The sequence below is a fragment of the Maricaulis salignorans genome, assembly GCF_900103475.1.
Classification (GTDB): Bacteria; Pseudomonadota; Alphaproteobacteria; order Caulobacterales; family Maricaulaceae; genus Maricaulis; species Maricaulis salignorans.
In genome coordinates this window covers 42,243-67,035 of the sequence record NZ_FNHG01000013.1, presented here as the reverse complement: position 1 = coordinate 67,035, position 24,793 = coordinate 42,243, and the positions used below count along the sequence as shown (strand labels likewise).

Genomic DNA, 24,793 nt, shown 5'->3' with positions numbered 1-24,793 from the left:
TCCAGAATCAAAAACGCCCGGCTTGAGACCGGGCGTTTTTTTGTGCTGTCGCTGTGAAGCTTTCGCGGTCTATTCGGCCGCCACCACGCTCTTGTTCATCAGGCCGGGCAGCCAGCCTTCCCAGGCGCTGCGCAGACGCGAAAGCTCGAGATTATGGGCGCCATTGACGGTGATCGCCGTGCCGCCGCCCAGGCCGACAACCTGGATCGGGATATCATCAGCCTTGGCATCCTGCAGGATGGCGATGGCGTCTTCCTTCGCAGCGGCGATCAGATAGCGCGCCTGGTCTTCGCCAAACAGGAAGCCATGCATCGGCACATCGCCCTCATGGGCCAGCTTGATGCCGATATCCGAGGCCAGGGCCATATCGGCCGCGGCGCAGGCGAGTCCGCCATCGGAGAGGTCGTGACAGGCGGTCAGGCGGCCGGAGCGTATCTGGCCGCGGACGAAATCGCCATTGGCTTTCTCGGCCGACAGATCGACATGCGGTGAACCGCCATCTTCGCGGCCCTCGATTTCCTTGAGATAGATCGAGGCGCCCATCGCACCGATGGTCTCGCCGACCAGCAGCAGGATATCGCCTTCCTGAAGGCCGCCAAACTGGCCGCACTTGTCGATATCAGGGATCAGGCCGACACCGCCAATGGCCGGCGTTGGCGGAATGGCGGCGCCATTGGTCTCATTATAGAGGCTGACATTGCCGGACACGACCGGGAAGTCGAGCTTGGCACAGGCTTCCGCCATGCCGTCGATACAGCCGACAAACTGGCCCATGATCTCGCGCCGTTCCGGATTGCCGAAATTGAGGCAGTCGGTGATGGCGATCGGATCGGCCCCGGCGGCGGTGAGATTGCGCCAGGCTTCCGCGACGGCCTGCTTGCCGCCTTCGAAGGGATCGGCCTGGCAATAGCGCGGCGTACAGTCGGTGGTGATCGCCAGCGCCTTGTTGGTGCCGTGGATGCGCACAATGGCGGCGTCCGACGGATCCTGTGAACTGGCGACAGTATCAGCCATCACATGGCGGTCATATTGCGACCAGATCCAGGCTTTTGACGCCATGTCCGGCGAGCCCATCAGCTTGAGCAGGATCTCGCCCATATGCGCCGGTTTGGCGACATCGCTGGCGGTGATCTGGGCGCGCACTTCAGGCGCGTGCCAGGGCCGGTCATATTTGGGTGCATCATCGGCGAGCGGTGCGATCGGAATATCGCAGACGGTCTCGCCCTTGTGGGTGAGGACCATGCGCTTGCTGTCCGTCGTCTGGCCGATCACGGCAACATCGAGTTCCCATTTCTCGAAGATGCGCATCGCCACGTCTTCGCGGCCCGGCTTCATGATGACCAGCATGCGCTCCTGGCTTTCCGAGAGCATCATTTCATAGGTCGACATATTGGTTTCGCGTTGGGGAACCTTGTCCATGTCGAGCTCGATGCCGATCCCGCCCTTATCGGCCATTTCGACCGAGGAGGAGGTCAGGCCGGCGGCACCCATATCCTGGATGGCGGCGATGGCATCGGTCGCCATCAGCTCGAGACAGGCCTCGATCAGCTTCTTTTCGGTGAAGGGGTCGCCGACCTGGACGGTCGGGCGTTTTTCCGCGCTGTCATCATCAAATTCGGCCGAGGCCATGGTGGCGCCGTGAATGCCGTCGCGGCCGGTCTTGGAGCCGACATAGACAATCGGCTGGCCCGGCTGCGCACCGCGGGCATAGAAAATCTTGTCGGCATCGGCCAGGCCCACGGCCATGGCGTTGACGAGGATGTTGCCATTATAGCCGGCGTGGAAATTGGTCTCCCCGCCCACCGTCGGCACGCCGACGCAATTGCCATAGCCGCCAATGCCGGCGACGACGCCGTCAACCAGCTGGCGCGTCTTGGCATGGTCCGGCGCACCGAAGCGCAACGCATTCATCAGCGCAATCGGACGCGCACCCATGGTGAAGACATCACGCAGGATGCCGCCAACCCCGGTCGCCGCGCCCTGATAGGGTTCGATATAGGAGGGGTGATTATGGCTTTCCATCTTGAAGATGGCGGCCTGACCATCACCGATATCGATCACACCGGCATTCTCGCCCGGCCCCTGGATGACCTTCTCGCCCTTGGTCGGCAGTTTGCCCAGATGCAGGCGCGAGGACTTGTAGGAGCAATGCTCCGACCACATCACCGAGAAAATCCCCAGCTCAACGAGATTCGGAGCCCGGCCCATACGGTCAAGGATGACCTGGTACTCATCGGTCGAGAGCCCGTGTTCCTTGACGATTTCGGCGGTGATGTTTTCGGCGTAATCCAAGATCAGCTCCTGCGCGCATTCGGTCTATGGGAGTTAGCATTCTGCTGCCGACTCGCCAATGCTCCGATCAGCGAATTGCACGCAGATGCGTGTCGGGCTGCAGCTTCGCTCACCGGGCGATGCGGGCACCCGGGACGTGGTCCTGTTTCTGCGAAACAGGTGCATGTCCCGACTTGGTGGGAAGGTGCTGTCGCTACAAAGGTTTGGCTGACGCCAGATGGCGCGGGTCATTTACTGTTGAGCTGGTCGCGGCAATTCCACCCCTGGACCGACCCTAGTCGGGACACGCACCGGCTGGACGCCGGACCATGTCCCGGGGGCAAAGCTAAGCGCTCCCCAGCAAGCTCTCAAACAGCGCCAGCCCATCCGTGCCGCCATGCTTGGCATCCACAGCGCGTTCCGGGTGCGGCATCATGCCGAGTACATTGCCTTGCTCGTTGACGAGGCCGGCAATGTCATTGGCGGAGCCATTGGGATTGGCGCCGTAGCGGAAGACGACCTGGCCTTCGTTTTCGATCCGGATCAGGGTCTCGGTGTCGGCGAAATAATTGCCGTCATGATGCGCGATCGGGATCATCAGCTTGGCATTGGGCGTATAGCGCGAGGTGAAGCGCGTATTGGTATTGGCGACGGTGATCGGGGTTTCTTCGCAGATGAATTTGAGCTGGGCATTGCGCATCAGCGCGCCGGGCAGAAGCCCGCATTCGGTCAGGATCTGGAAGCCATTGCACACGCCCAGGATCGGCGCGCCGGTGGCGGCATGGGCGATGATCGCCGGCATGATCGCCGAATGGGAGGCCATCGCGCCGCAGCGTAAGTAGTCGCCATAGGAAAACCCGCCGGGAATCATGACGAATTGCGTGCCTTCGGGCAGGGCGGTTTCCTGGTGCCAGACCATGGCGGGAGCGGTGCCGGTGACGCCCTGGATGGCATCATGGGCGTCACGGTCACAATTGGACCCGGGAAAGACGATGACGGCGGATTTCATGGGCAGGCCGCTCCTATTCCAGCTCGATCGAGTAGCTCTCGATCACTGGATTGGACAGGAGTTTGGCGCACATCTCGTCGACGCGGACCCGGGCGGCCTCGACATCATCGCCGGTCAGATCAAGCTCGATCAGCTTGCCCTGGCGCACGGAGGCGACCTCGTCATAACCCATATTGTGCAGCGCGCCGGCAACGGCAGCGCCCTGGGGGTCGAGAACGCCGGGCTTGAGGTAGACGTGGATTTTCGCTTTCACGGGAACGACTCGCTTTTTTTAAGGCCTGCTTTGGATGCGCCCTGCATAATGCGGGCGGCGGACCGATGCAATCGAGCAGCGCCGGTTCTTGCGCCGTGTCGACATGAAAACGCCCCCGGCGATGCGGGGGCGCTGACAGGCGGATTGTGTCCGCAGGCTATTTGGCCGCTTCGTCCGGCGCGTCGGGCACCGAGCGTGGCATGTCCTTCATGACACCCAGACGGCGGGCGACTTCGGCATAGGCCTCGGTGACATTGCCGAGATCGCGGCGGAAGCGGTCCTTGTCCATCTTCTCATTGGTTTCCATGTCCCACAGCCGGCAGCTGTCGGGGCTGATCTCGTCGGCCAGCACGGTGCGGACCATATCGCCCTCATAGAGGCGGCCGAATTCGAGCTTGAAGTCGACGAGGCGGATATTGACCGCGGCGAACAGGCCGGAGAGGAAATCATTGGCGCGCAGGGTCAGCGCCATCATGTCGTCGATTTCCTGCGGCGTCGCCCAGTTGAACGAGGTGATGTGGTCTTCCGACACCATCGGATCGTTGAGCTCGTCTTTCTTGTAATAGAATTCGACGATGGCGCGCGGCAATTGCTGGCCTTCCTCGATGCCCAGCCGCTTGCTGATCGAACCGGCGGCGACATTGCGGCAGACAACCTCGAGCGGGATGATCTCGACCTGACGCACCAATTGCTCGCGCATATTGAGGCGGCGGATGAAATGCGTCGGGATGCCGATATGGCCCAGCTGGACCATGATGTATTCGCTGATGCGATTATTGAGCACGCCCTTGCCTTCAAGGGTGGCTTTTTTCTCGCCATTCAGCGCGGTCGCATCATCCTTGAAGTATTGCACCAGCGTGCCCGGCTCAGGACCTTCATAGAGGATCTTGGCCTTGCCTTCGTAGAGTTTCTTGCGGCGGGACATGGGCGGCGCTCCAGTCGGGGTCCGGGTCATGTTCGGACCAAAAATGCGCGACGCGGCCCGAATCGGAGACCGGACCGCGCGTTGATGGGCTAAATTATCCGCCCTTTGAGTTATTCGCAATCCCTTGCTGCGGTGCGGCATGGCCTGTGCCGGGGCGATTGATTTCGGGCGGTGGGCAAGCTAACCAAACAGGCAACACATTATCCCAAGGAGAGCCGCCATGTCTGGCATTGATGATCGCGAATCCGGTTTCGAAAACAAGTATGCCCATGACCAGGAACTGGACTTCAAGGCCAATGCCCGGCGCAACAAGCTGCTGGGCCTGTGGGCTGCCGAACTGATGGGTCTCGATGGCGAAGCCGCCACGGCCTATTCCAAGTCAGTGATCATCGCTGATTTCGAGGAAGCCGGCGATGACGATGTCTTCCGCAAACTGCGCGCCGACTTCGATGCCAAGAAGGTCGATGTCTCCGACCATCTCCTGCGCAAGCAGATGGACGAGCTTCTGGCCGAAGCCCGTCACCAGATCCAGACCGAGACCTAGGTCTCGGCTGGCGCATTACCGCTTGTAACCGACAGCCAGCGATCAATCGCTTCGCGGATATGGTCGCGGTCGTAATTGGTGGTGACAATCTCGAACACTGTGCCGGTTTCACGGTCCATCAGGACCAGGAAACCGGTGCGTCCGACCAGCTCGTCATAAAGCTCGGTTATGCCGGCCTCGACGGCCAGATCGCGCACGCGCTCGCGCTGGCCGAGGGTGAAGTCGAAGCGGACAAATTCGATCGCGGCGTCTTCATAATCCGGCCGGACATCATCGACGCGCGGTTCCAGGATGCGGCAGGCCCCGCACCAGGACGAGCGGAACATCGCCGCCACCAGCCGTGGCCGTTCCTCAATCGCTTCGGCCTGCGCCGCCCAGTCGCCGCGCATAAAATTGGGGCCGAGAAACACAGCCATGAGGGCCAGGACGACGAGGGCAGTGCGCATGCGGGAGCTCCGTTTGGTGGCTGCCGGGGAAGATAGGCGGCTGACGGTGAATTGCCAGCCCCGCCGCCATCACACTCGCGTTATGCCTCCTCCGCCTCAGGCCGCACCAGGCCCGGCAGGCCATCGATCGAGAGCGCATTGCTGACATAGCGGCGCTCGCGCCATTCCGCCTCGGTGCGGTGTTCATTGGTGCGGATCAGCTGGTCGCGTTCGCCCTTGAAATCATACAGCGGCACGCCCCAGCCGCAGCTGTCCTGGATGCGCGAGATGCGGGCCGTGATGACGGCGCGCGCCTTGGGATATTTCGGGAAAAGGGCGAGCTTCTCCGCAAAACCCGGATCGTCGAAACACACGGCATGGCCCTTGCCATAGAGGCGCAGGATATTGGCCGGCCCGTCCATGGCGCAGAACATGAAGGTGATGCGGCCATTCTGGCGCAGATGCGCCACCGTCTCGATGCCCGAACCGCCAAGATCGAGAAAGGCGACTTCGTGCGGGCCGATAATGCGGAATGTGTCATGGCCTTTCGGCGACATATTCACATGGCCATGGCCCGACGGCGCGGTGGCGACGAAGAACATTTTCTGCGCTTCGATGAAGGCGGTGACGCGATCGTCGATACTGTCGTGGACCTTGCTCATGCAGCGTCTCCCTCGGTTGGGCAGAGCTTATGACGTGATCCGTCGTTTTGCCATCCGTCGTCGCGCTTTCTTCCCCGGCTTGGCGGGGAAGTGGGCCGGACGCCGTCCGGGCCGATGGGGCGGCGAAGCCGGGCTCACCGCGCTGCCGCGCGGCCCCTCCACCATCCTTCGCCAAGGCTACGGATGGTCCCCCTCCCCGGTGAACCGGGAAGGAAAGCGGTTAATCCGCAAACACTCGCGTAAAGATCGTGTCGACATGTTTGAGGTGATAGGCCTCGTCGAAACAGGCTTCGATCGCCGCATTGCTCATATGGGCGGTGACCTCGGGATCGGCCTTGAGGTGATCGACCAGCTGGCCGCCCTCATCCCAGGTTTTCATCGCATTGCGCTGGACCAGGCGATAGCTGTCCTCGCGCGAAACGCCGGCCTGGGTCAGAGCCAGAAGCAGGCGCTGGGAGTTATGGATACCGCCCTGGGCGTCGAGATTTTCCTGGCAGCGATCGGCGTGCACGATCAGGCCTTCAACCATGCCGGCACAGCGCTGCAGCGCAAAGTCGAGATGGCCATTGGCATCCGGCCCGATACCGCGCTCAACGGAGGAGTGGGAGATATCGCGTTCATGCCAGAGCGCGACATTTTCCATCGCCGGGGTGACGGCCGAGCGCACCAGGCGCGCCAGCCCGGTGAGGTTTTCGGTCAGGATCGGATTGCGCTTGTGCGGCATGGCCGAGGAACCTTTTTGTCCCTTGGAGAAGAATTCCTGCGCCTCGCGCACTTCGGAACGCTGCAAATGGCGCACTTCAACGGCGAGATTCTCGATTGCCGAGGCGATCAGGCCGAGCACGGCGAAATAATTGGCATGACGGTCGCGCGGGATGACCTGGGTCGAGATCGGCTCGACGGCGAGGCCCATCGCGCTCGCGACATGGTCCTCAACGCGCGGGTCGATATTGGCGAAAGTGCCGATGGCGCCGGAAATGGCGCAGGTGGCGATCTCGTCGCGGGCGGCCACGAGGCGGGCGCGATTGCGTTTGAACTCGGCATAGAAGCGCGCGAATTTCAGCCCCATCGTCGTCGGCTCGGCATGGATGCCATGCGAGCGGCCGATACAGACGGTGAATTTATGCTCCATTGCCCGCGTCTTCAGCGCCGCGAGCACCCGGTCCATGCCCTGCAGGAGAAGATCGGCACTGTCGCGCATTTGAACGGCGAGGCAGGTGTCGAGCACGTCCGACGAGGTCAGGCCCTGATGCACAAACCGGCTCTGCTCGCCGACATGCTCGCCCAGATGGGTCAAAAAGGCGATGACATCATGTTTGACCTCGGCCTCGATCTCATTGATCCGCTCGACATCAAATTCAACATCCTTGGCCGACCACACCGCCTCCACAGCCGATTGCGGCACCACACCCAGTTCCGCCAGCTTCTCGGTCGCATGCGCCTCGATCAGATACCAGATCTTGTACTTGTTCTGGTCCGACCAGATGGCGGCCATTTGCGGGCGGGTATAGCGGGGGATCATGGGCGGCTCCGTCGGCGCGTTGTGAGCAAGCGCGGGAGATGCGGCAAGGGCGCTAAAAGGTCAAGGGGAGGGGCGTGTACCTCTTCATGCTCGCGCCACGTTGACGGGGAGGGACGTGTACCTTTGGTACGCGTCCCTGGGAGGACTCACTTTTCCGGCTATCTCGGGCGCTTGGGCCCGCCATCGATCGCAGCCGGGCTTCCCCAGAGGACAGGTACCAGAGGTACCTGTCCCTCTTCATTCTTGCGCAGCGTTGGCCGTGAGGGACGTGTACCTCTGGTACGCGTCCCAGGGAGGATCCGGTTTTCCGGTGATTACAGGCGGCGGAGCTCGGCATGTGCCGAAGTACGGTTGTCCCGGGGACAGGTTCTCCCCGCTTTCGGATAAGATATTGCGACAAGAAAGCATGCACGTTATAATTGCGTTATGCCCCGCTCCGCCCGCATCATTCATCCCGGCGCACCCCATCATGTCACGCAGCGGGGCAATCGACGCCAGCAGGTTTTCTTCAGCGACGGCGATTATGCGCAATACCTCAAGCTGCTGACGGAATCCTGCAAGCGCGAACGGGTGCGATGTTGGGCTTATTGCCTGATGCCCAATCACGTCCATCTGGTGTTGGTGCCGGACGATCCGGCGGGCCTGTCGCGGGCTCTTTCGTGGGCACACCGTCTCTATACGCACTATTTCAACACCACTGGAGCCGGCGCCGGAATTCTCTGGCAAGGCCGGTTCAAATCATCACCGATGGATGAGACGCGGCTTCATTCCGTTTGCCGATATATCGAGTTCAATCCGGTTCGGGCCGGGCTGGTCGCGCATGCGCAGGACTGGCCATGGTCGAGCGTGCATGCGCATCTCGCCGGTCAGAGCGATGCCCTGGTCAGGGTAGAGCCGATGTTGTCGCGCATCCCTGACTGGCGGGGTTATCTACACGCGATTGATCCATACGCATGAAGAGGGACGTGTACCTCTGGTGCGCGTCCCGGGGCGGACTCAGGTTTTCCGGCGGTTTCAGGCGGCGGCGCGCGGCATGTGCCGAAGTCCGGTTTTCCCTGGGACAGGTACCAGAGGTACCAGTCCCTCTTCAGGTGAGGCGCGGTATTGCGGATGAGGGACGTGTACCTCTGGTACGCGTCCCGGGGCGGACTCCGGTTTTCCGGCGGTTTCAGGCGGCGGCGCCCGTCATCCACCGAAGCCGGGTTTTCCCTGGGACAGGTACCAGAGGTACCTGTCCCTCTTCAGGCGTGGCGCCGTACTGCGGAAGAGGGACGTGTACCTCTGGTACGCGTCCCTGGGAGGACTCAGGTTTTCCGGTGATTTCAGGTGGCGGCGCCCGGCATGTGCCGAAGCGAGGTTGGTGATAAGCGGTGTTGTGGCAGCCCTGCACCGTGCACATGGCCCGCCTCACCCGCCCTTCGGGCACCCTCTCCTCGCGGAGAGGGAAGGTGGGGCTCGACCTTGCCCGCAGATTCACATCCCGATGCTGCTCCAGCGGCAATCCACTTGCCAAACACGCTGTATACCCCGAAGGTTGCGTTGCGAAAGGTCTTGAGGACAGCGCATGCTACGGGTTTCGGCAATCATTTCCATCTTGAACGCTTGCGTCGCGCTGGCGATATGGTGTTCGCCTGCGTACGCCAGTGACGATTGGCTCGAATTGCGCCGGGTCGAAGTGTGGACGCAGCTGGTCGACAAAAATGTGTCTGTCTCCGCGGGCATCGCCAGCGCAGCGTTGGGAGACCCGATACTTGTTGTGTCCGCTCGCTATGCTTCCTATGTCGAGCTGGGAAGTGAAGTCGAGACAGCAGACGGACAGGGCCTCGCTCACGCCGGGCGATTGCTCTACCAGAGCGAAGCGCCAGACATTCCCGGGATTGTGTACTGCGGTAGAGTGGCACTTGGACAGCTGCGCTCACGCTTGCCGGATGCGACCTGTCTGATCGACGCCGATCAAGACGGTGCGTTCGACTTCGCTTTGGAGCGCGCTTCGACGCTCGCTATTCGCTCATCGCTTACCTATTCAGGCTTCGGCCCGCAAGCCTTGGCCGTACCAATCCCCTATCGCATATCGTCGGGTGAAGAGCTTGGCCGGGTCCGGTTCGAACTCAACGCCATCGATGCCAGCCGGGATAGTATCACTCCTGGACCAGCACTGCTTCTCACCATGAATTATTTTGAAGGCGAGCATCCCCGTGGCGACGATGGAGTGGAGCTTGTCGTTGAACACGCATTGTTCGGAGAGGCGCTGGACTTCTGGGGGTTTTGCATCCGATTTGCCGATGTGTCGGCTGATCGGATTCGCTTCGAATACCTGGGCCAAGTTTCGGAAACCCTGACCTGGGCAAATCGCTTTGCTGGCGGCGCTCCGCCCCGCGATTATCTGTGCGCGGCAGATGATTCCTACATCACATCGCCCCCCAATCCACTTCAGCATTCCGATCCAGCACCCGCGACCCATCCGGCATCGCATACTTCAAACCCGAGCCGCAATTGAACAGCACGCATTCGGCATCGCGCTCGATCAGCCCGTCATTCATCGCCTTTTCCATCGCGGCCAGGGTCGCGGCGCCTTCCGGGCAGAGCAGGAGGCCGTCCTCGCGGGCGCAGCGCACCCGGGCAGCTTCGATAGAGGCCTCGGAGACGGCGATGGCGAAGCCTTCGCTCTCCTTGCAGGCATCAATGATCAGGAAATCGCCGATCGCCTTGGGGACCCGGATGCCCATGGCGGCGGTGGTGGCGTCGAGCCATTCCTCGGCATGGCGTTCGCCCTTGTCCCAGGCGCGCACGATGGGGGCGCAGCCCTCGGCCTGGACGGCGATCATTTTCGGGCGGCGTTTGCCGATCCAGCCCAAGCGTTCCATCTCGTCGAAGGCTTTCCACATGCCGATCAGGCCGGTGCCGCCGCCGGTGGGATAGAAGATCGCGTCGGGCATGCGCCAGCCGAGCTGGTGGGCGAGCTCGAGGCCCATCGTTTTCTTGCCCTCGATCCGGTAGGGCTCCTTCAGGGTCGAGAGGTCAAACCAGCCCATCTTGTCCTTGCCGGCGGCGACCAGGGCGCCGCAATGATGGATGAAGCCGTTGACGCGAAACACATGCGCACCCTGCAGCGCCATCTCGCGGATATTGACTTCCGGCGTATCGTCGGGCGCGAAGACATAGCTCTCCATCCCCAGGCGGCTAGCATAGGCCGACATCGCAGCGCCGGCATTGCCATTGGTCGGCATGGCGAGGCGCTTGATGCCGAAATGATGGGCCATGGCAACGGCGAGCGCGAGGCCGCGGGCCTTGAAACTGCCCGTCGGCAAACGGCCCTCATCCTTGACGCGCACACGCCCGGTGGCGCCCGATGCTTTCGCCGTAGCGGGGACATCAATCAATGGGGTGTCGATCTCGCCGAGGCGGCAGACATCCTTGTCATCGGCGACGGGCAGAAGCTCGCGCCATTTCCAGAAACCGCCGCCGCGGGCCGAGATAGCACCGCGATCAATCACGCCCTTCGCCTTGGCCAGGTCATAGCGCACCAGCAGCGGCTTGCCGGCCTCGGAGAGATTGTGCGGCTCGTCCTTGGGATAGTGTTTGCCGGTCTCGGAGCATTCCAGATGGGTGACATAATCGTGGTGCATGAGGCGGGCTCCGAAGGGCAGGGGTGTCAGGACTGGGATGTCAGTGAGCGAGGCTGGATCCGATGGCGTCCAGCGTCAGGGAGGCATTTTTGAGGCTGATGGTGCGGGTGTCGACCGGCCGGCCGGCAATCCAGGTGCCGCGCACCTGCAGCTCGCGCATCGCCTGCGCTGTCAGGTCCAGCGGGTCGCGGTCGAGCCAGGTGAAATCGGCACGCTTGCCGACTTCGATTGTGCCGATCTCGTCCTCAAGGCCAAGCTGGCGCGCGGCCTGGATTGTCATCGCTTCCAGCGCCTGCCGGTTGGTGATGGTCTGGTCTGCGGCGATCAGTGCATCGCCGGTGCGGGCGCGGCGTTCAATCGCGGTCGCCAGGGTGCGCATCGGATCGACCGGGGTGGCCGGATGATCGCCATGCAGGGTGACAACGGCGCCGCTCGCCATCGCCTGGCCGACCGGCATATAGCGCGCCGTGCGCGCCTCGCCGACGAGATCGGGCAGGATATGGCCGTAATACCAGATATGATCGACGAAGAAGCCAAGGCTGACGCCGAGCCGCGCCGCGCGCTCGATCTGGGCCGGCGTGACCAGGGCGAGATGTTCCAGCCGGTGATGCAGGGCGGCATTGGGGACTGCCGTCTGGGCCGCTTCGATCGCGTCGAGCGCCCTCTCGATGGCCGGTTCGCCCTGGGCGTGGATGGCAATCTGATAACCGCCGCGCTGGGCGTCGAGCACCCGGGCATTGACGGCTGCAGGGGTGTAATTGACGGCGCCGCTCCAGCCGGGCGCGAGGCCGAGCACATCGCGGGTGAAGGGCGAACGCGCATAGGGCTCGGCCAGGGCTGCGCCGCCGATAAAGGGCGAGCCATCCATCCAGATCTTGATGCCCGCGAGCGTGGTCGTGGCGGCATCATCCTCGCCCCATAGCGCCGCGGCTGCGTCATAGCGGTCCGGTGCCGTGTAGAGCACGGTGTTGAGGCTGGCGCGCGCATCGCTGGCCACGCCATGGACCAGCGCAATCGGGTCGCGGGCCCGGCCGACCAGGCTGGCCGCGCCGATTGTAGTGTAACCGGCGCGGGCATAGCGATCATATTGCAGGCTGAGGAGCAGGCTCAGCGCAGCGTCGGAGGCTTCCGGCATGGCGGCCATGACATGGCCAATCGCCTCGATCTCGATCAGGCGTCCAGTCAGCGCGCCCTCTGCGTCGCGCTCAAAGGCGCCATGGTCCGGGTCGGGCGTGGATGGCGTGATGCCGGCAGCCTCCAGGGCGGCGGAATTGGCGAAGGCCTCATGCATCATCTGGGTCAGGATGATCATCGGCCGCTCGGGGGCCAGGGCATCGAGTTCGGCCAGGCTCGGTGGTGGCAGCGGATCAAGCATGGCCGGATCCCAGCCGAAGGCGACAATCCACGGCGTCAGTCCGCGCTTGGATGCTGCGGCGCGCAGGGTCGCCATCAATTCATCGCGGCTGGAATGGGTCACACCGCTGACATCAGTCGCGGCACCCAGCAGGGCAGAGGCGAGCGGATGGGTGTGGGGCTCGATCAGTCCGGGCAGCAGGGCCCCGCCGCGCAGATTGATGCGGCGTGCATTCCACGGCGCCAGCGCATCAATCTCCGCCCGGCTGCCGATTGCGGCGATCACTCCATCGACAACATAGACCGCCTCGGCATTGGCCTCACCGGCCATGGTGATGATCGAGCCGCCCTGGAAAACCTGGTGCCGCGCCGCCGCCGGTGCCCGCAGGGACAGGCCCCAGCTGAGGGCCAACAGGAGGAGGAGAAGGGCGATCAGTCGTGTCATCGGCGCGGGTCCCCATAGATCAAAAGCGAGATCACCATGGGGTCAGCCTAGGCGATTGACGCGCCAAGGCCAGCGCTTTCACATCAGACCGAGTGTCTTGAAACTGGCCGTATTCTCGCGCCCGATCACGAGATGGTCGTGGACGACGATTTCGAAGGGTTTGCAGACCTCGATCAAGGTGCGCGTCATCTCGATATCGGCCTGGCTGGGTGTCGCATCGCCCGAGGGGTGGTTGTGGACCAGGATGATGGCCGAAGCCTCATTGGCCAGCGCCCGCTTGACGACTTCGCGCGGATAGACCGGGGCGTGGTCAATCGTACCCGTGCCGAGCACTTCATCGCCGATCACCTTGTTCTTGCGATCCAGGAAGAGGACGCGGAATTGCTCGGTGGTGGCGTGTTGCATCGCCGTGCGGCAATAGGCGACCAGGGCGGCCCAGGAGGCGATGACGGGGCGGCCGATCACCTGTTCGCGGGCCAGGCGGGCGGATAGGGCCTGGATCAGCTTGAGCTCGGCGGCGCAGCGTTCCGAGATGCCGTCGATGGTGACCAGCTGTTCGACCGGCGCGGCGGCGACACCGCCGAGATCGCCGAAGCGGGCGATCAGCGCCTTGGCGATGGGTTTGACATCGCGGCGCGGGATGGAGCGGAAGAGATAAAGCTCAAGCAGCTCATAGTCGTGCAGGGCATCCCCACCCGCCAAGGTTAGTTTCTGGCGCAAACGCTCGCGGTGACCATCGTTTTGCGCGGGTGAGGCCATGGCGTCAGATGTTGTAGGGGGGCTTGTCGAGGCCCTTGGGCGATTGGGTGAAAATCTCATGCCCGTCGGCGGTGACACCGATGGAATGCTCGAACTGGGCCGAGAGCGATTTGTCGCGCGTCACGGCGGTCCAGCCATCATTGAGGACTTTCACATCGGGCCGGCCGAGATTGAGCATCGGCTCGATGGTGAAGAACATGCCTTCCTTGAGCACCGGGCCTTCGCCGCGGGTACCGAAATGCAGCACATTGGGACTGTCATGGAAGAGCTGGCCGAGGCCATGGCCGCAGAAATCGCGCACCACCGAGCAGCGGCGCTCCTCGGCATAGTCCTGGATGATGGCGCCGATCGTGCCCAGTGTAACGCCCGGTTTGACGGCCTCAATGCCGGCCATCATCGCCTCATAGGTGATGTCGATCAGGCGCTCAGCCTTACGCTTGGGCTGGCCGGCCGTGTACATGCGGCTGGTATCGCCATGCCAGCCATCGACGATGACGGTGACGTCGATATTGAGAATGTCGTCATCACGCAGCGGTTTGGGACCGGGAATGCCGTGACAGACGACATGGTTGAGCGAGGTGCACAGGGAGTGGCGATAGCCGCGATAGTGCAGGGTCGCCGGCGTGGCGCCGTGATCGAGCACAAATTCGCGCGTCAGCCGGTCGAGATGCTCTGTCGTGACGCCGGCCTGGACGTGCGGGACCAGCATGTCGAGCACTTGCGCTCCAAGCCGTCCGGCCTTGCGCATGCCCTCGAAACCCTCTGCGCCGTGGAGTTTGATGCGGCCATCGCGGGGCGAGGGGGCGTCGTAATCGGCAATGCTGTCATAGGCAGTGGTCAAGGGGCGTTCCTCCGGAATCCCTCCCTATAACCAAAACGCGCGCCGTTTGGAACGGCGCGCGCCTGATTTAGTGGTATTTTCTTACGACTTACTCGGCGGGGTGACCGTAGAGATTGCCGAAGAAACTGTCTTCATTCCAGGCCGGAGCCTCATCGCTATCAGCGATTTCGCGGGCGATAATGTAGTTGATATTGGCGAATTTGGCGCCCTGTTCGAACAGGACTTCCAGTTCACCATCAAGCTCATCGGTCTGGCGGTGATAGTGGGTGTTGAGGAACCCCATAAAGCCTTCGCCCTCATCCCAGCGTGGATCCGGCGAGGAGAAGCCGGTCATCAGGAAGAGCGATGGCACGCCCACGCGCACGAAATTATAATGGTCCGAGCGCACGAAGAGCGATTGTTGCGGGATTGGATCGGGGCTGACGGCAATATCCATCCGCGCCGCCGCTCGTGCGGCGATCGGACCGAGATTGGAATGATCGGCACCGAAGGCGATGACATCATCGAATTCATACACGATCACCGGCATGTCGAGATTGACATTGGCGACCATGGCGTCTGCCGGAACCGTCGGGTTTCTGGCAAAATGCTCCGAGCCAAGCAGGCCCTTTTCCTCACCGGCCAGCGCCACGAAGAGCACGGAACGGCGCGGCGTGCCCTGGGCGATGAAGGCCCGCGCTGTTTCCAGCATGATCGAGACACCGGAGGCATTGTCGACAGCGCCATTGCAGATCGGGTCGGCATCATCGTTTGAGCGGCAGGCGCCGCGGCCCCGCATATCGTCATGGATGGAGCCGATATGATCGAGGTGCGCCGTCAGCACGACGATTTCATCGGCCAGCGCCGGGTCGCTGCCGCGCAGCATGCCGACGACATTGGGAGCGGTGAACGGTTCGGAATGCGTGCGCTGGCGCATCGTCGCTGTGTGCGGCAGGTCGAAAGTGGGGAAGCTGGCGCCGTCCTCGGCAGACATCGCCGCCTCAACGTCCGCCAGGCTCATCGGCGCTCCGTCAAACAGGCTGGCACCGAGATCCGCGGTGACACTGGCACTGACCGTGACCGTGTCATAGCCCGACGGGCCGGTGGCGGCGGTCAGCTGGACGGCGGGCAGGGTGAAATAATTCTCGGCGAAGCCGGCGACTTGTTCCTCGGTCCACTCGGTCAGCGAGATCATCCCGACGGCGCCATGAGCTGCGGCGACCTCAAGCTTGGTCCGGCCGGAGATGTGATGCGCCCGTTCTTCGGTCGGGAATCCATCGGGCACGCCGCTCATCACGACGACGATCTTGCCGGCCGCATCGATGTCAGCATAGTCGTCATGGTCGCGATTGGCGGCCGAGACGCCATAACCGACGAAGACCAATGGGGCCGTGACCTCTGACTCCAGCACGCTGGGATTGGTGCTGACCAGGGCCTGACGCCCGATTTCGGCCTCGACACCGTCGATCGTCAAGGCGGCGAATTCCAGGTCGGCGCGCACATCCTGAAGCGGAACCTGGGCGAAATAGCCGCCATTATCGCCAGCCGGGTCCAGACCCAGCAACTGCATCTGGGCCGCGACATAATTGGCGGCAATTTCATACCCGTCAGTGCCGACATCGCGACCCTGCAGATAGTCCGAGGCAAGGAAGCGGATATGCGCTTCGATGTTCCCGGTGAGGATATTCGGCATGAAATCGGCGGGCGCTTCGATGGCGCTGTCGATCGTCGTCTCGGTCGGGCCGCAGGCGACAAGCGCGAGACAGGCCAATGCTGGTGCCAGAAACTTCATGGAAGCCTCCCCCAAAATAGCGGTGATTGTTGGCGCGGACTATAGCGGGCGCAGGCATGGGCACAATGTGAGCGGATGTTAATTATCCGTGAGGTCGAGGGGCGACGCAGCCGGGCGGGTATGACAGCTGTCACGGACGATGGGTGACGCCTGTGTCTGCCGGCCGGCGGCCCTGCGCGGCAAGGTGAGGTCACAAACAGGACAGGAACCCACCTCACCATGACCGATCTGAAACAGACGATTGATCACGAGCGCAAACGCTTCTGCGTCGCCGCGGGCGGCGGTATCTCCCTGCCGGTCGCCGGCGCGATCTGCTGGACCGCTGGCGGCATTGCCGGATTCTTTCTGGAAGCGCCCGACTGGGCCTTCGCCGCGGCGGCGGGGTCGGGTGTGATCTTCCCGCTCGGCATCCTGTTGCAGGGGATATTGCGTTCTCCCTTCATGAAGGCGAAATCGCCGCTCTCGGGCATCACCACGGCGGCGATCATTGCCATCAATCTGCTCTGGCCGATCCACTTCCTGCTGATCGGCGGCTTTCCGGAGGCGGCGCCGCTCAGCCTGGCTATCGGGATGAGCCTGCACTGGCCGATTATCGGCTGGTCCTATGCCAGCCGGGTCAGCCTGGTTCATGCCCTGGTCCGCGTCGCGGCCGTGACGGCGATCTGGATCGCTTTCCCTGACCTGCGGCTGACAGCCATTCCGTTTGTGGTCGCGGGCCTCTATCTATTGGCCGCTGCAGGCCTGCGCTGGGAAGTGGTGCGTTTTCGCGGGCAATTGGCGAGCGCGGCCTGAGGTGGCGGCCAATGCGAGCGGACAGGTGAGGAGAGCGGCCATGATCGAGCGGATGCGCAGCGTGCTGTCGCCGAACCGACCCTGGCTGCATCTGGTCTATCTGGGCTTTTTCTTCTTCGCCTGGCTCTACCAGCCGCCCGGTGCCGACCAGGCCCTGGTCGCGCTGGTAGCGATGGCGGGCTTTGTCGCCCTCTATATCTTCAGCCTGCGCCGCCGCGACTGGACCGTCTATCTCGGGGCGCTGGCGGCGGGCGTGCTCGGTTATGCCTTCATGCCGGTGACGATTGGCGGCGCGGTCTATCTGGTGTTTGCCGCGGCCATGCTGGGCTGGTTACCGCATTCCCGGCGACGCACCGCCGGTCTGCTCGCCGTTGCGCTCGCCATCCTCTCCACCGTCTGGCTGATGCAGCAACCGCTCGTCTATGTGATCGCGCTGCTGATCCTGGCCGGAATTGCGGCGGCCGGCGCGGCCATGGGCGCGCGGCGCCAGCGGCAGGAGGCTGATGGCGAGGCACGCCAGCGCCAGGCCTCCGCCCTGGCCGCCGAAGCGGAACGCCAGCGCATTGCGCGCGATCTGCACGACCTGCTCGGCCATACGCTTTCTGTGGTGACGCTGAAGGCCGATCTGGCCTCGCGCCTGTTCGATGCCGACCCCGAGCGGGCGCGTCGTGAGTTGGCAGAGATCCAGTCGATTTCGCGCACCGCCCTGGCCGAGGTGCGCGAAGCGGTCGCGGGTCTGCGGGGTCGCAGCCTCGACACCGCCGCCCATGAAGCCCGCCAGCATTTGCAGGCCGCCGGCCTGGCGGTCTCGCTGGAGCTGGACGCCGACGCGCTGACGCGGGGCCAGTCGACCGCGCTGGCGATGGTGGTGCGCGAGGCGGCGACCAATATCCTGCGCCATGCCGGCGCCCGCCACGCCATGATCCGGACGGGATGTGATGAGGGGGGTGTCGCGCTGACCATCAGTGATGACGGACGCGGCGGTGCGCGCATCGGCGAAGGCGGACTGGGCGGGCTGGCAGCACGTATCGAGGCGCTGTCGGGGCGGTTCACGATTGATGCGGCACCGGCAGGCGCGGGCACGGTCGTCAGCGTCTGGCTGCCCGCAGGCGAGGAGAATGGCGATGCCTAGACTTGTCCTGGCCGAAGACCAGACCATGCTGCGCGAGGCCCTGGCTGCGCTGCTCGGGCTCGAGAGCGATATCGAGATTGTCGGCACGGCCGCCAATGGCCGCGAGGCCCATGAACTGGTTCGCCGCCATGATCCCGATGTCGTGGTGACCGATATCGAAATGCCGGACATGACCGGTCTGGAACTGGCTGGTCTGCTCCAGCGCTCCGGCGTGCGGGCGCGGGTTCTGATCGTCACGACCTTTGACCGGCCCGGCTATCTGCGTCGCGCGCTGGAGGCGGGTGTGGCGGGTTTCATTCTCAAGGACGGCCCCTCGACCAATCTCGCCGACGCGGTGCGGCGTGTCGCAGCGGGTGAGCGCGTCATCGCGCCGGAACTGGCCGAGCGCGCCTGGAGCGAGGTCGATCCGCTGAACGATGCCGAGCGGCGTCTGCTGCGCCTCGCCGAAGCAGGGCTGGAAAGTCCGGCCATGGCCGAGGCGACGGGCCTGGCCCGCGGCACTGTGCGCAATTATCTGCACAGCGCCATCTCCAAGCTTGGAGCAGGCAACCGGATCGAGGCGGCGCGGCTGGCGCGGGAGAAGGGCTGGCTCTAGCACCGGCTTAGTCCTGCGCCGCCAGCGCCGCGGCCACAGACGGCAGCACCGAATAGTGCGACTTGAAGATCTCCGTCATCCGCGCCGGCTTGCCGGTGGAAAGCTGGAAGCAGACGACTTTCGTGAGAGCGCGAAACACCGTCACCCCGTCGCTGGGACGGACGAATTGATAGCGCCGCTCGGCGCGTAGCCGGCCATCCGATTTCGAGATCCAGACGGCACAATCGAGCGCGTCACCCTCGCGGACATGGCCGAGATAATCGGCTTCGGTGCGGATGATGGCGATGCCGCGATCATCCCGCTCGCAGACCTCGCGGGAAAACCCCTTCGAGGCCCAGTGTGTCCAGGCGGCGGCATCGGCCCATTCCAGATAGCGGGCATTATTGGCATGGCCGAAATCATCGATATCGGTGGCCACGACCTGGATGCGGTGCACGTAAGGGGCGGGCAAGTCCCACTTGAAATCGCTCATCAACTCAGCTCCACGCTCATCGGATGGGTAATCGCGATTCCAGCCGGCGTCACTTCACAGCGATAGGCGAGGATCTCGACCCCGGCCGCATGAGCTGCGCGCAGGGCTTCGCCATAGACCGGGTCGGTATCGTCGGCCGGGCGCAGACGGGTGCAATCGCTGCGCTGGACGATGAAGAGCTGGACGGCGCGCTCGCCGGCGCGTGCCTTCGCTGACAATTCGCCGAGATGCTTGGTGCCGCGGCTGGTGACGCCGTCGGGAAATTCAGCCAGGCCGGGCTGACGCATCCAGTGAACATTCTTGACCTCGACCCAGCAGGGCGGACGGTCCTCGTGTTCCAGCAGGAGGTCGATGCGGGAATTATCGCCATATTTCACTTCGCGCCGCAGCGAGGCATAGCCGCCAAGCTCGGTGAGAATGCCGCCATGCACCGCTTCTTCGGCCAGTTCATTGGCGCGGCCGGGCAGGGTGCCGATCAGGGTGTCCTGGGCCTCGACGATCTCCCAGGTGAATTTGAGTTTGCGTTTGGGATTGTCGGCCCGCGACAGCCAGACCTTGAGGCCGGCATCCTTGATCCCGGCCATGGCACCGGTATTGGCGCAATGCGCCGTCACGACGTCGCCGCCGGGCAGTTCGACATCGGCGAAGAAGCGCTTGTAGCGCGAGACCAGTCGGCCCTCGATCAGCGGTGTGGCAAATTTCATCGCTTGGCATTCTCCTGTTGTGCCACCTATACCCGAGGCGAACAGGGAAACGAGGGGCAATCTCATGGGCAAGACGTCTGGCGTGACAGCGGCGGTGGTGTTGATCGGTGATGAGGTCCTCTCGGGCCGGACCCAGGACAAGAACCTCATCCAGATTGCGCAATTCCTGGCACCGCTGGGGATCAATGTCGTGGAATGCCGTACCATCCCTGATGATGCCGGTGTGATCGCGGACACCGTCAATGCGCTGCGCGCCCGCACCGATTATGTCTTCACCACAGGCGGCATCGGCCCGACCCATGACGACATCACCGCCGACAGCATCGCCGCAGCCTTCGGCGTGCCGATCGATGTCCGTGCCGATGCGCTTGAGGTGATCGAGCACTGGTATGCCAGGACCCAGACACCGCTGACCGAGAGCCGCAAGCGCATGGCGCGCATTCCCGAGGGCGCCTCGCTGATCATCAATCCGGTGACCGGTGCTCCCGGTTTCCAGATCGGCAATGTCTTCGTGATGGCCGGCGTGCCCTCCATCACCCGCGGCATGCTCGAAGACGTCGCCCACCGCCTGCATGGCGGTGCGGTGACGCGTTCGCGCTCGGTCAAGGCTGACAATCTGCGCGAGGGCGATATCGCCATTCCGCTCGGCGAGATGCAGAGCCGCTACCCGCAGGTCTCGATCGGCAGCTATCCCTATTTCCTCGAAGTCCAGGATGGCGAGGTGAAACGCGGCACGCATCTCGTTGCCCGCGCCACTGATGAGCGCGTGCTTGACGCCGTCATCCGTGAAATCGCGGACCTCGTTGCCGGTCTGGGCTTTGCCGGACGGATCGACCCGCAGGATTGAGGCGCATGGCCGCGCCGCCGGCTGGCGCCAGGATGAACGAGAACGCCTTGAGATGGCCCCGATCTCGCCATCGCACGGTTCAAATCGTGGCTGCAAATGCTGCAGCTGGGAACGGGAAGGGGAGACAGGCATGACACGGAATCTGAAGATGGGCACCGCGCTCGCGGCGCTGGTGGCCGCCACCTCGATACAGTCGGCACCGATGGCGCTGGCCCAGGACGAGGCCGCCAAGCAGGAACAACTTGGTGCCATACCCGCCGCTTGCCGCAATCGCGGTCGCGGGGGCAATGAATTGGATGAGATTGTCGTAACCGGTACGAGGATCGCTGGCGCGGTGCGGGCAGAAGCACCGACGCAGGCTGTCCCGCCGCCACCACCGCCGCCGCCGCCCGCTTCGATGGACCGGACGGCCATGCTCGCTGCGCCGCAAGAGCGGAACATGCTGGGCTATGCGCCACTGCCGGTCGGTCCACGTGTGGGCCAGGTCGACCGCGAGCGTTATGAGCATGCCGAACTCAACACCGTGCACGCGACGGTCGACGACCCGGTCTCGACCTTTTCCATCGATGTCGACACGGCCAGTTATGCTGTCGTGCGCGACTATCTCAATGACTGCACCCTGCCACCGCAGGACGCTGTGCGGGTTGAGGAGATGGTGAATTATTTCGATTATGACTACGCGCTGCCGGACAGTCTCGATGAACCGTTTGCGACCCGGGTGCAGGTTACCCCCAATCCGTGGAATGCGCAGACCCAGCTGATGCATGTCTCGGTGCAGGGCTATGAGATGGTGGCCGAGGAACGGCCGCGCTCCAATCTTGTCTTCCTGATTGATGTCTCCGGCTCGATGACTTCGCCTGACAAACTGCCGCTGGCCGTGCAGGCGATGCATTTGCTGGTCGACGAACTCGATCCCGACGACACGGTTGCCATCGTCGTCTATGCCGGCGCGGCCGGGGCGGTGCTCGAGCCGACCCGGGCCCGCGATTCGCGTCAGATCCACGAGGCGCTCGACCGTTTGCAGGCCGGCGGTTCGACCGCTGGCGGTGCCGGCCTGGCGCTGGCCTATGACCTGGCCGAGCGCAATTTCGACGCGGACGCCGTCAATCGCGTCATGCTTCTGACCGATGGCGATTTCAATGTCGGGGTCACCCAGGATGAGCGGCTGGAAGACTTTGTCGCGCGCAAGCGCTCCAGCGGCATTTACCTGTCCGTGATGGGGTTTGGCCGCGGCAATTATAATGATCAGATGATGCAGACCATCGCCCAGGCCGGCAATGGTACAGCGGCCTATATCGACAGCCGCAGCGAAGCCCGGCGCATGCTGGTCGAGGAAAGTTCGAGCGCGCTGTTTCCGATCGCCAATGACGTCAAGATCCAGGTCGAGTTCAATCCGGCGCGCATCGCTGAATACCGTCTGATCGGCTATGAAACCCGCATGCTGGAACGGGCCGATTTCAACAATGATGCGGTCGATGCCGGTGAGGTCGGGTCCGGCCATGCCGTGACCGCCATTTACGAGATCGCGGCACCGGGATCGGAAGGCGCCCTGCTCGAGCCGCTGCGCTATGGCGCTGCGCCGCCGGCGCCGGGGGATATCTCGTCGGAATACGGCCTGTTGCGCGTGCGCTATAAACAGCCGGGCGAGGATGAAAGCCGTCTGATCGAGCAACCGATCACAACGGCAGATGCCGTCGCCGACTTTGCTGCGGCTGATAGTGAAACGCGCTTCTCGATCGAAGTGGCCGGCTTTGCGCAAATGCTGCGCGGTGATCCCTATATCCGGGAGGGTTATGGCTATGACGAGATTCTCGACCAGGCCAGCGAAGCGCTGGGGCCGGATGAATACGGCCATCGCGATGAATTCCTCGAACTGGTCCGCATCGCGCGCTACGCCGCCAATGCCGATGGCCAGAAGGTGAATTGACCCGCCTGAGCTGGCAGACCCGATAAAAGCGAGCCGTGCCCGATGGGTGCGGCTCTCTTCTTTCGCGCCGATGATCGCGGGTGCGCAAGCCGGTGAATTGCCCGCTGGCCTCCCGGGAAAGCGCGTGTAGGATCGCGCTTCGGCGCCGTGCGGGCGTGGCGGAATGGTAGACGCAACAGACTTAAAATCTGTCGATTGAAAGATCGTGCCGGTTCGAGTCCGGCCGCCCGCACCACCCTTCGCCCTGCGGGCTTCGGGTGGCAGGCCACCCGCAGCGCGCACCTGGGGCGAAGAGGTGCCCTCCGAAGCCTTTGGCGCAGGCGGGCCGCGCTCGAGATCAAACCCAAGCTCTTTTCTTTTCGCCGCAAGTTTGCTCATGCCCGCCCTGCGGGCTTCGGGTGGCAGGCCACCCGCAGCGCGCACCTGGGGCGAAGGAGGGCCGCGCTCGACATCAAACCCAAGCTCTTTTTCTTTTCGCCGCATGCCTGCTTTTGTCCGCCCTGCGGGCTTCGGGTGGCAGGCCACCCGCAGCGCGCACCTGGGGCGAAGAGGTGCCGTCCGAAGCCTTGGCGCAGGAGGGCTGCGCTCCAGCCCTCGGCTACGGCCGGGCAGGCCTCAATATGAGGTCTTCTCATGGAGTGGCGATGCCGCACCCGGGGCGACGAAGCGCCGCGCCCGTGAATCGGGCCGCTCGCGCCCACCCGCCTTGAGGCCCGCCGCGCACTGGTGCACTGTGCCGCTTCACTCAAAGGTTCCTGCCATGCGCCCCTATCTCTTCTCGTTCAAAATCGGCGGTGTGGTGGTTCGCGCTGAACCGTCCTGGCTGTTTCTGGCTCTGCTGGTCGGCTGGTCGCTGGCCGTTGGTTTTTTTCCCGATCAGAACGCCGCGCTGGGGACTTCGACCTATGTCTTCATGGCCATATTGGGCGTGTTCGGACTGACGTTTTCGATTATCGCCCATGAACTCGCCCACACCTTTGTCGGTCGCGCCCTCGGCATGCCGATCAATCGCGTCACCCTATTCATGTTTGGCGGCGCCGCCGAGCTGGAGGAGGAGCCGAAATCGCCGATGATCGAGCTGGTCATGGCGCTCGCCGGGCCCTTGATGAGCCTGTTTCTTGCGCTCGTCTTCAGCCAGCTGGCCATGCTCGATCTGGCGGGCGGCCCGCAGGCCCCGCTGGCGATGGTGCTGGCCTATCTCGGACTGATCAATCTGCTGCTCGGCCTGTTCAACATGCTGCCGGCCTTTCCGCTCGATGGTGGCCGCGTGCTGCGGGCCCTAATCTGGCTGCTGGGCGGTGACCGGCGCAAGGCGACGCGCTGGGCCAGTCTGGCCGGGGAGGGCTTCGCGGTCTTCTTCATTCTCGCCGGTATCTATGTGCTGATTTCCACCGGCTCGCTGGCCGGTCTGTGGTGGGTGTTGATCGGCTTCTTCCTGCGTGGCGCGGCAAAATCCTCGCGCGTCGAGCTGGAGACGCGTCTTGCGCTCGGCGATATCGCGGCGATCGATCTGGTGACGCCGGACATTGAAACCGCCGATGCCGGGATGACGGTGGCCGATTTCATCGCCGAAAAGCTGGTCCGTCATCACCGTGACTGGTTTGCCGTCACCGATGGTGAGCGGCTGGTCGGCCGGGCCGGCCTGGCTGAGGCGCAGGCTGTGCCGCTCGAGGCGCGCGCCACAACCCGCTTGTCGGCCATCGCGATCAAGCCGGGGGTGAATGATATCCTGCCCGCCCGGGCCGGCGCTGACCGTGCCTTCGCCCAGATGCAAAAGCATCATTTGCTGCGCGTTTATCTGCTCGATGGCGAGCGCTTTGCCGGTACGCTGTCGATGGTGGACTTGCTGGAATATGCGCGCCTGCGCAATCTGTTTGCCGATGCCCGGCTGGGCTGATGCCCGGCGCTGATGACCGCT

The 24,793-nt window shown here is 63.6% G+C and carries 23 protein-coding genes and 1 tRNA gene; 10 read left to right on the top strand and 14 right to left on the bottom strand.

Going from position 1 to position 24,793, the window contains the following annotated elements; all coding sequences use genetic code 11:
* Window positions 1-69: 69 nt before the first annotated feature.
* The 4 genes from purL to purC form a co-directional block, all read right to left on the bottom strand.
* Window positions 70-2,292, bottom strand: a complete 2,223-nt coding sequence (gene purL / locus BLT42_RS10765) for a phosphoribosylformylglycinamidine synthase subunit PurL (protein WP_233342439.1) — start codon at window positions 2,290-2,292, stop codon at window positions 70-72.
* Between the two features lie 325 nt (window positions 2,293-2,617).
* The gene (gene purQ, locus BLT42_RS10760; RefSeq protein ID WP_091770627.1) at window positions 2,618-3,280 is read right to left on the bottom strand and encodes a phosphoribosylformylglycinamidine synthase subunit PurQ; all 663 of its coding nucleotides are present in this window, start codon (window positions 3,278-3,280) and stop codon (window positions 2,618-2,620) included.
* A gap of 13 nt (window positions 3,281-3,293) precedes the next feature.
* Entirely contained in the window at window positions 3,294-3,533 is a 240-nt protein-coding gene (purS, locus tag BLT42_RS10755) for a phosphoribosylformylglycinamidine synthase subunit PurS (protein ID WP_091770625.1), read from the bottom strand.
* A gap of 157 nt (window positions 3,534-3,690) precedes the next feature.
* A complete protein-coding gene (gene purC, locus BLT42_RS10750; protein WP_091770623.1) occupies window positions 3,691-4,458 on the bottom strand; it encodes a phosphoribosylaminoimidazolesuccinocarboxamide synthase in 768 nt (255 codons plus the stop codon).
* 220 nt (window positions 4,459-4,678) lie between these two features.
* On the opposite strand from purC, the gene BLT42_RS10745 reads away from it, so the two are divergent.
* The gene (locus BLT42_RS10745; protein WP_091770621.1) at window positions 4,679-5,002 is read left to right on the top strand and encodes a DUF1476 domain-containing protein; all 324 of its coding nucleotides are present in this window, start codon (window positions 4,679-4,681) and stop codon (window positions 5,000-5,002) included.
* On the opposite strand, the gene BLT42_RS10740 is transcribed toward BLT42_RS10745, so the two are convergent.
* The 3 genes from BLT42_RS10740 to purB all read right to left on the bottom strand — a co-directional run bounded on the left by BLT42_RS10740 (window position 4,999) and on the right by purB (window position 7,611).
* A complete protein-coding gene (locus BLT42_RS10740; RefSeq protein WP_091770619.1) occupies window positions 4,999-5,448 on the bottom strand; it encodes a thioredoxin domain-containing protein in 450 nt (149 codons plus the stop codon). The two genes, BLT42_RS10745 and BLT42_RS10740, sit on opposite strands and share 4 nt — an antisense overlap.
* Before the next feature lie 80 nt (window positions 5,449-5,528).
* Window positions 5,529-6,089, bottom strand: a complete 561-nt coding sequence (locus BLT42_RS10735; RefSeq protein ID WP_091770617.1) for a pyridoxamine 5'-phosphate oxidase family protein — start codon at window positions 6,087-6,089, stop codon at window positions 5,529-5,531.
* 220 nt (window positions 6,090-6,309) lie between these two features.
* Entirely contained in the window at window positions 6,310-7,611 is a 1,302-nt protein-coding gene (gene purB, locus BLT42_RS10730; protein ID WP_091770614.1) for an adenylosuccinate lyase, read from the bottom strand.
* Window positions 7,612-8,037: 426 nt separating this feature from the next.
* Here purB and BLT42_RS10725 point away from each other — a divergent pair, with 426 nt between their 5' ends.
* Together BLT42_RS10725 and BLT42_RS15005 are read left to right on the top strand one after the other, a co-directional pair.
* On the top strand, window positions 8,038-8,568 hold the full coding sequence (locus tag BLT42_RS10725) for a transposase (protein ID WP_091770612.1): 531 nt from the start codon (window positions 8,038-8,040) through the stop codon (window positions 8,566-8,568).
* A 607-nt stretch (window positions 8,569-9,175) separates the two neighbouring features.
* Complete coding sequence (locus BLT42_RS15005) at window positions 9,176-10,108, top strand: hypothetical protein (protein ID WP_143024112.1); 933 nt, start codon at window positions 9,176-9,178, stop codon at window positions 10,106-10,108.
* On the opposite strand, the gene BLT42_RS10715 is transcribed toward BLT42_RS15005, so the two are convergent.
* From BLT42_RS10715 to BLT42_RS10695, 5 genes are all read right to left on the bottom strand, one after another.
* Window positions 10,020-11,237: a threonine synthase gene (locus BLT42_RS10715; RefSeq protein ID WP_091770608.1), complete on the bottom strand. Its 1,218-nt coding sequence runs from the start codon at window positions 11,235-11,237 to the stop codon at window positions 10,020-10,022. The two genes, BLT42_RS15005 and BLT42_RS10715, sit on opposite strands and share 89 nt — an antisense overlap.
* Before the next feature lie 40 nt (window positions 11,238-11,277).
* Window positions 11,278-13,035: an amidohydrolase gene (locus tag BLT42_RS10710; RefSeq protein WP_091770606.1), complete on the bottom strand. Its 1,758-nt coding sequence runs from the start codon at window positions 13,033-13,035 to the stop codon at window positions 11,278-11,280.
* Between the two features lie 78 nt (window positions 13,036-13,113).
* Window positions 13,114-13,794, bottom strand: a complete 681-nt coding sequence (gene radC / locus BLT42_RS10705) for a RadC family protein (protein WP_091770604.1) — start codon at window positions 13,792-13,794, stop codon at window positions 13,114-13,116.
* Between the two features lie 4 nt (window positions 13,795-13,798).
* Window positions 13,799-14,635, bottom strand: a complete 837-nt coding sequence (gene map, locus BLT42_RS10700) for a type I methionyl aminopeptidase (RefSeq protein WP_091770602.1) — start codon at window positions 14,633-14,635, stop codon at window positions 13,799-13,801.
* A gap of 88 nt (window positions 14,636-14,723) precedes the next feature.
* Window positions 14,724-16,406: a M28 family metallopeptidase gene (locus BLT42_RS10695; protein WP_233342437.1), complete on the bottom strand. Its 1,683-nt coding sequence runs from the start codon at window positions 16,404-16,406 to the stop codon at window positions 14,724-14,726.
* A gap of 219 nt (window positions 16,407-16,625) precedes the next feature.
* Here BLT42_RS10695 and BLT42_RS10690 point away from each other — a divergent pair, with 219 nt between their 5' ends.
* The 3 genes from BLT42_RS10690 to BLT42_RS10680 are packed head-to-tail and all read left to right on the top strand — an operon-like array spanning window position 16,626 to window position 18,925.
* Window positions 16,626-17,198, top strand: coding sequence for a DUF7010 family protein (locus BLT42_RS10690; RefSeq protein ID WP_091770600.1), 573 nt, complete (start codon window positions 16,626-16,628; stop codon window positions 17,196-17,198).
* A gap of 40 nt (window positions 17,199-17,238) precedes the next feature.
* Window positions 17,239-18,330, top strand: coding sequence for a sensor histidine kinase (locus tag BLT42_RS10685; protein ID WP_091770599.1), 1,092 nt, complete (start codon window positions 17,239-17,241; stop codon window positions 18,328-18,330).
* Entirely contained in the window at window positions 18,323-18,925 is a 603-nt protein-coding gene (locus BLT42_RS10680; protein WP_091770597.1) for a response regulator transcription factor, read from the top strand. Before BLT42_RS10685 ends, BLT42_RS10680 begins: the two co-directional genes overlap by 8 nt.
* A gap of 7 nt (window positions 18,926-18,932) precedes the next feature.
* Here the strand turns inward: BLT42_RS10680 and BLT42_RS10675 are convergent, their stop codons facing one another.
* Window positions 18,933-19,397, bottom strand: a complete 465-nt coding sequence (locus tag BLT42_RS10675; RefSeq protein WP_091770595.1) for an acyl-CoA thioesterase — start codon at window positions 19,395-19,397, stop codon at window positions 18,933-18,935.
* Window positions 19,397-20,101 (bottom strand): DNA/RNA nuclease SfsA, encoded by a 705-nt coding sequence (gene sfsA / locus BLT42_RS10670; protein WP_091770593.1) that lies wholly within the window; start codon window positions 20,099-20,101, stop codon window positions 19,397-19,399. The genes BLT42_RS10675 and sfsA overlap by 1 nt, the downstream gene beginning before the upstream one ends.
* 64 nt (window positions 20,102-20,165) lie before the next feature.
* Between sfsA and BLT42_RS10665 the strand changes: the two genes are divergently transcribed.
* The 4 genes from BLT42_RS10665 to BLT42_RS10650 all read left to right on the top strand — a co-directional run bounded on the left by BLT42_RS10665 (window position 20,166) and on the right by BLT42_RS10650 (window position 24,772).
* Window positions 20,166-20,948, top strand: coding sequence for a competence/damage-inducible protein A (locus BLT42_RS10665; RefSeq protein ID WP_091770590.1), 783 nt, complete (start codon window positions 20,166-20,168; stop codon window positions 20,946-20,948).
* 130 nt (window positions 20,949-21,078) lie between these two features.
* Entirely contained in the window at window positions 21,079-22,875 is a 1,797-nt protein-coding gene (locus BLT42_RS10660; protein WP_091770681.1) for a vWA domain-containing protein, read from the top strand.
* 149 nt (window positions 22,876-23,024) lie between these two features.
* Window positions 23,025-23,110 (top strand) — tRNA-Leu (locus BLT42_RS10655).
* Window positions 23,111-23,635: 525 nt separating this feature from the next.
* Window positions 23,636-24,772, top strand: a complete 1,137-nt coding sequence (locus BLT42_RS10650) for a site-2 protease family protein (protein WP_176780333.1) — start codon at window positions 23,636-23,638, stop codon at window positions 24,770-24,772.
* The last annotated feature ends 21 nt before the right edge of the window (window positions 24,773-24,793 follow it).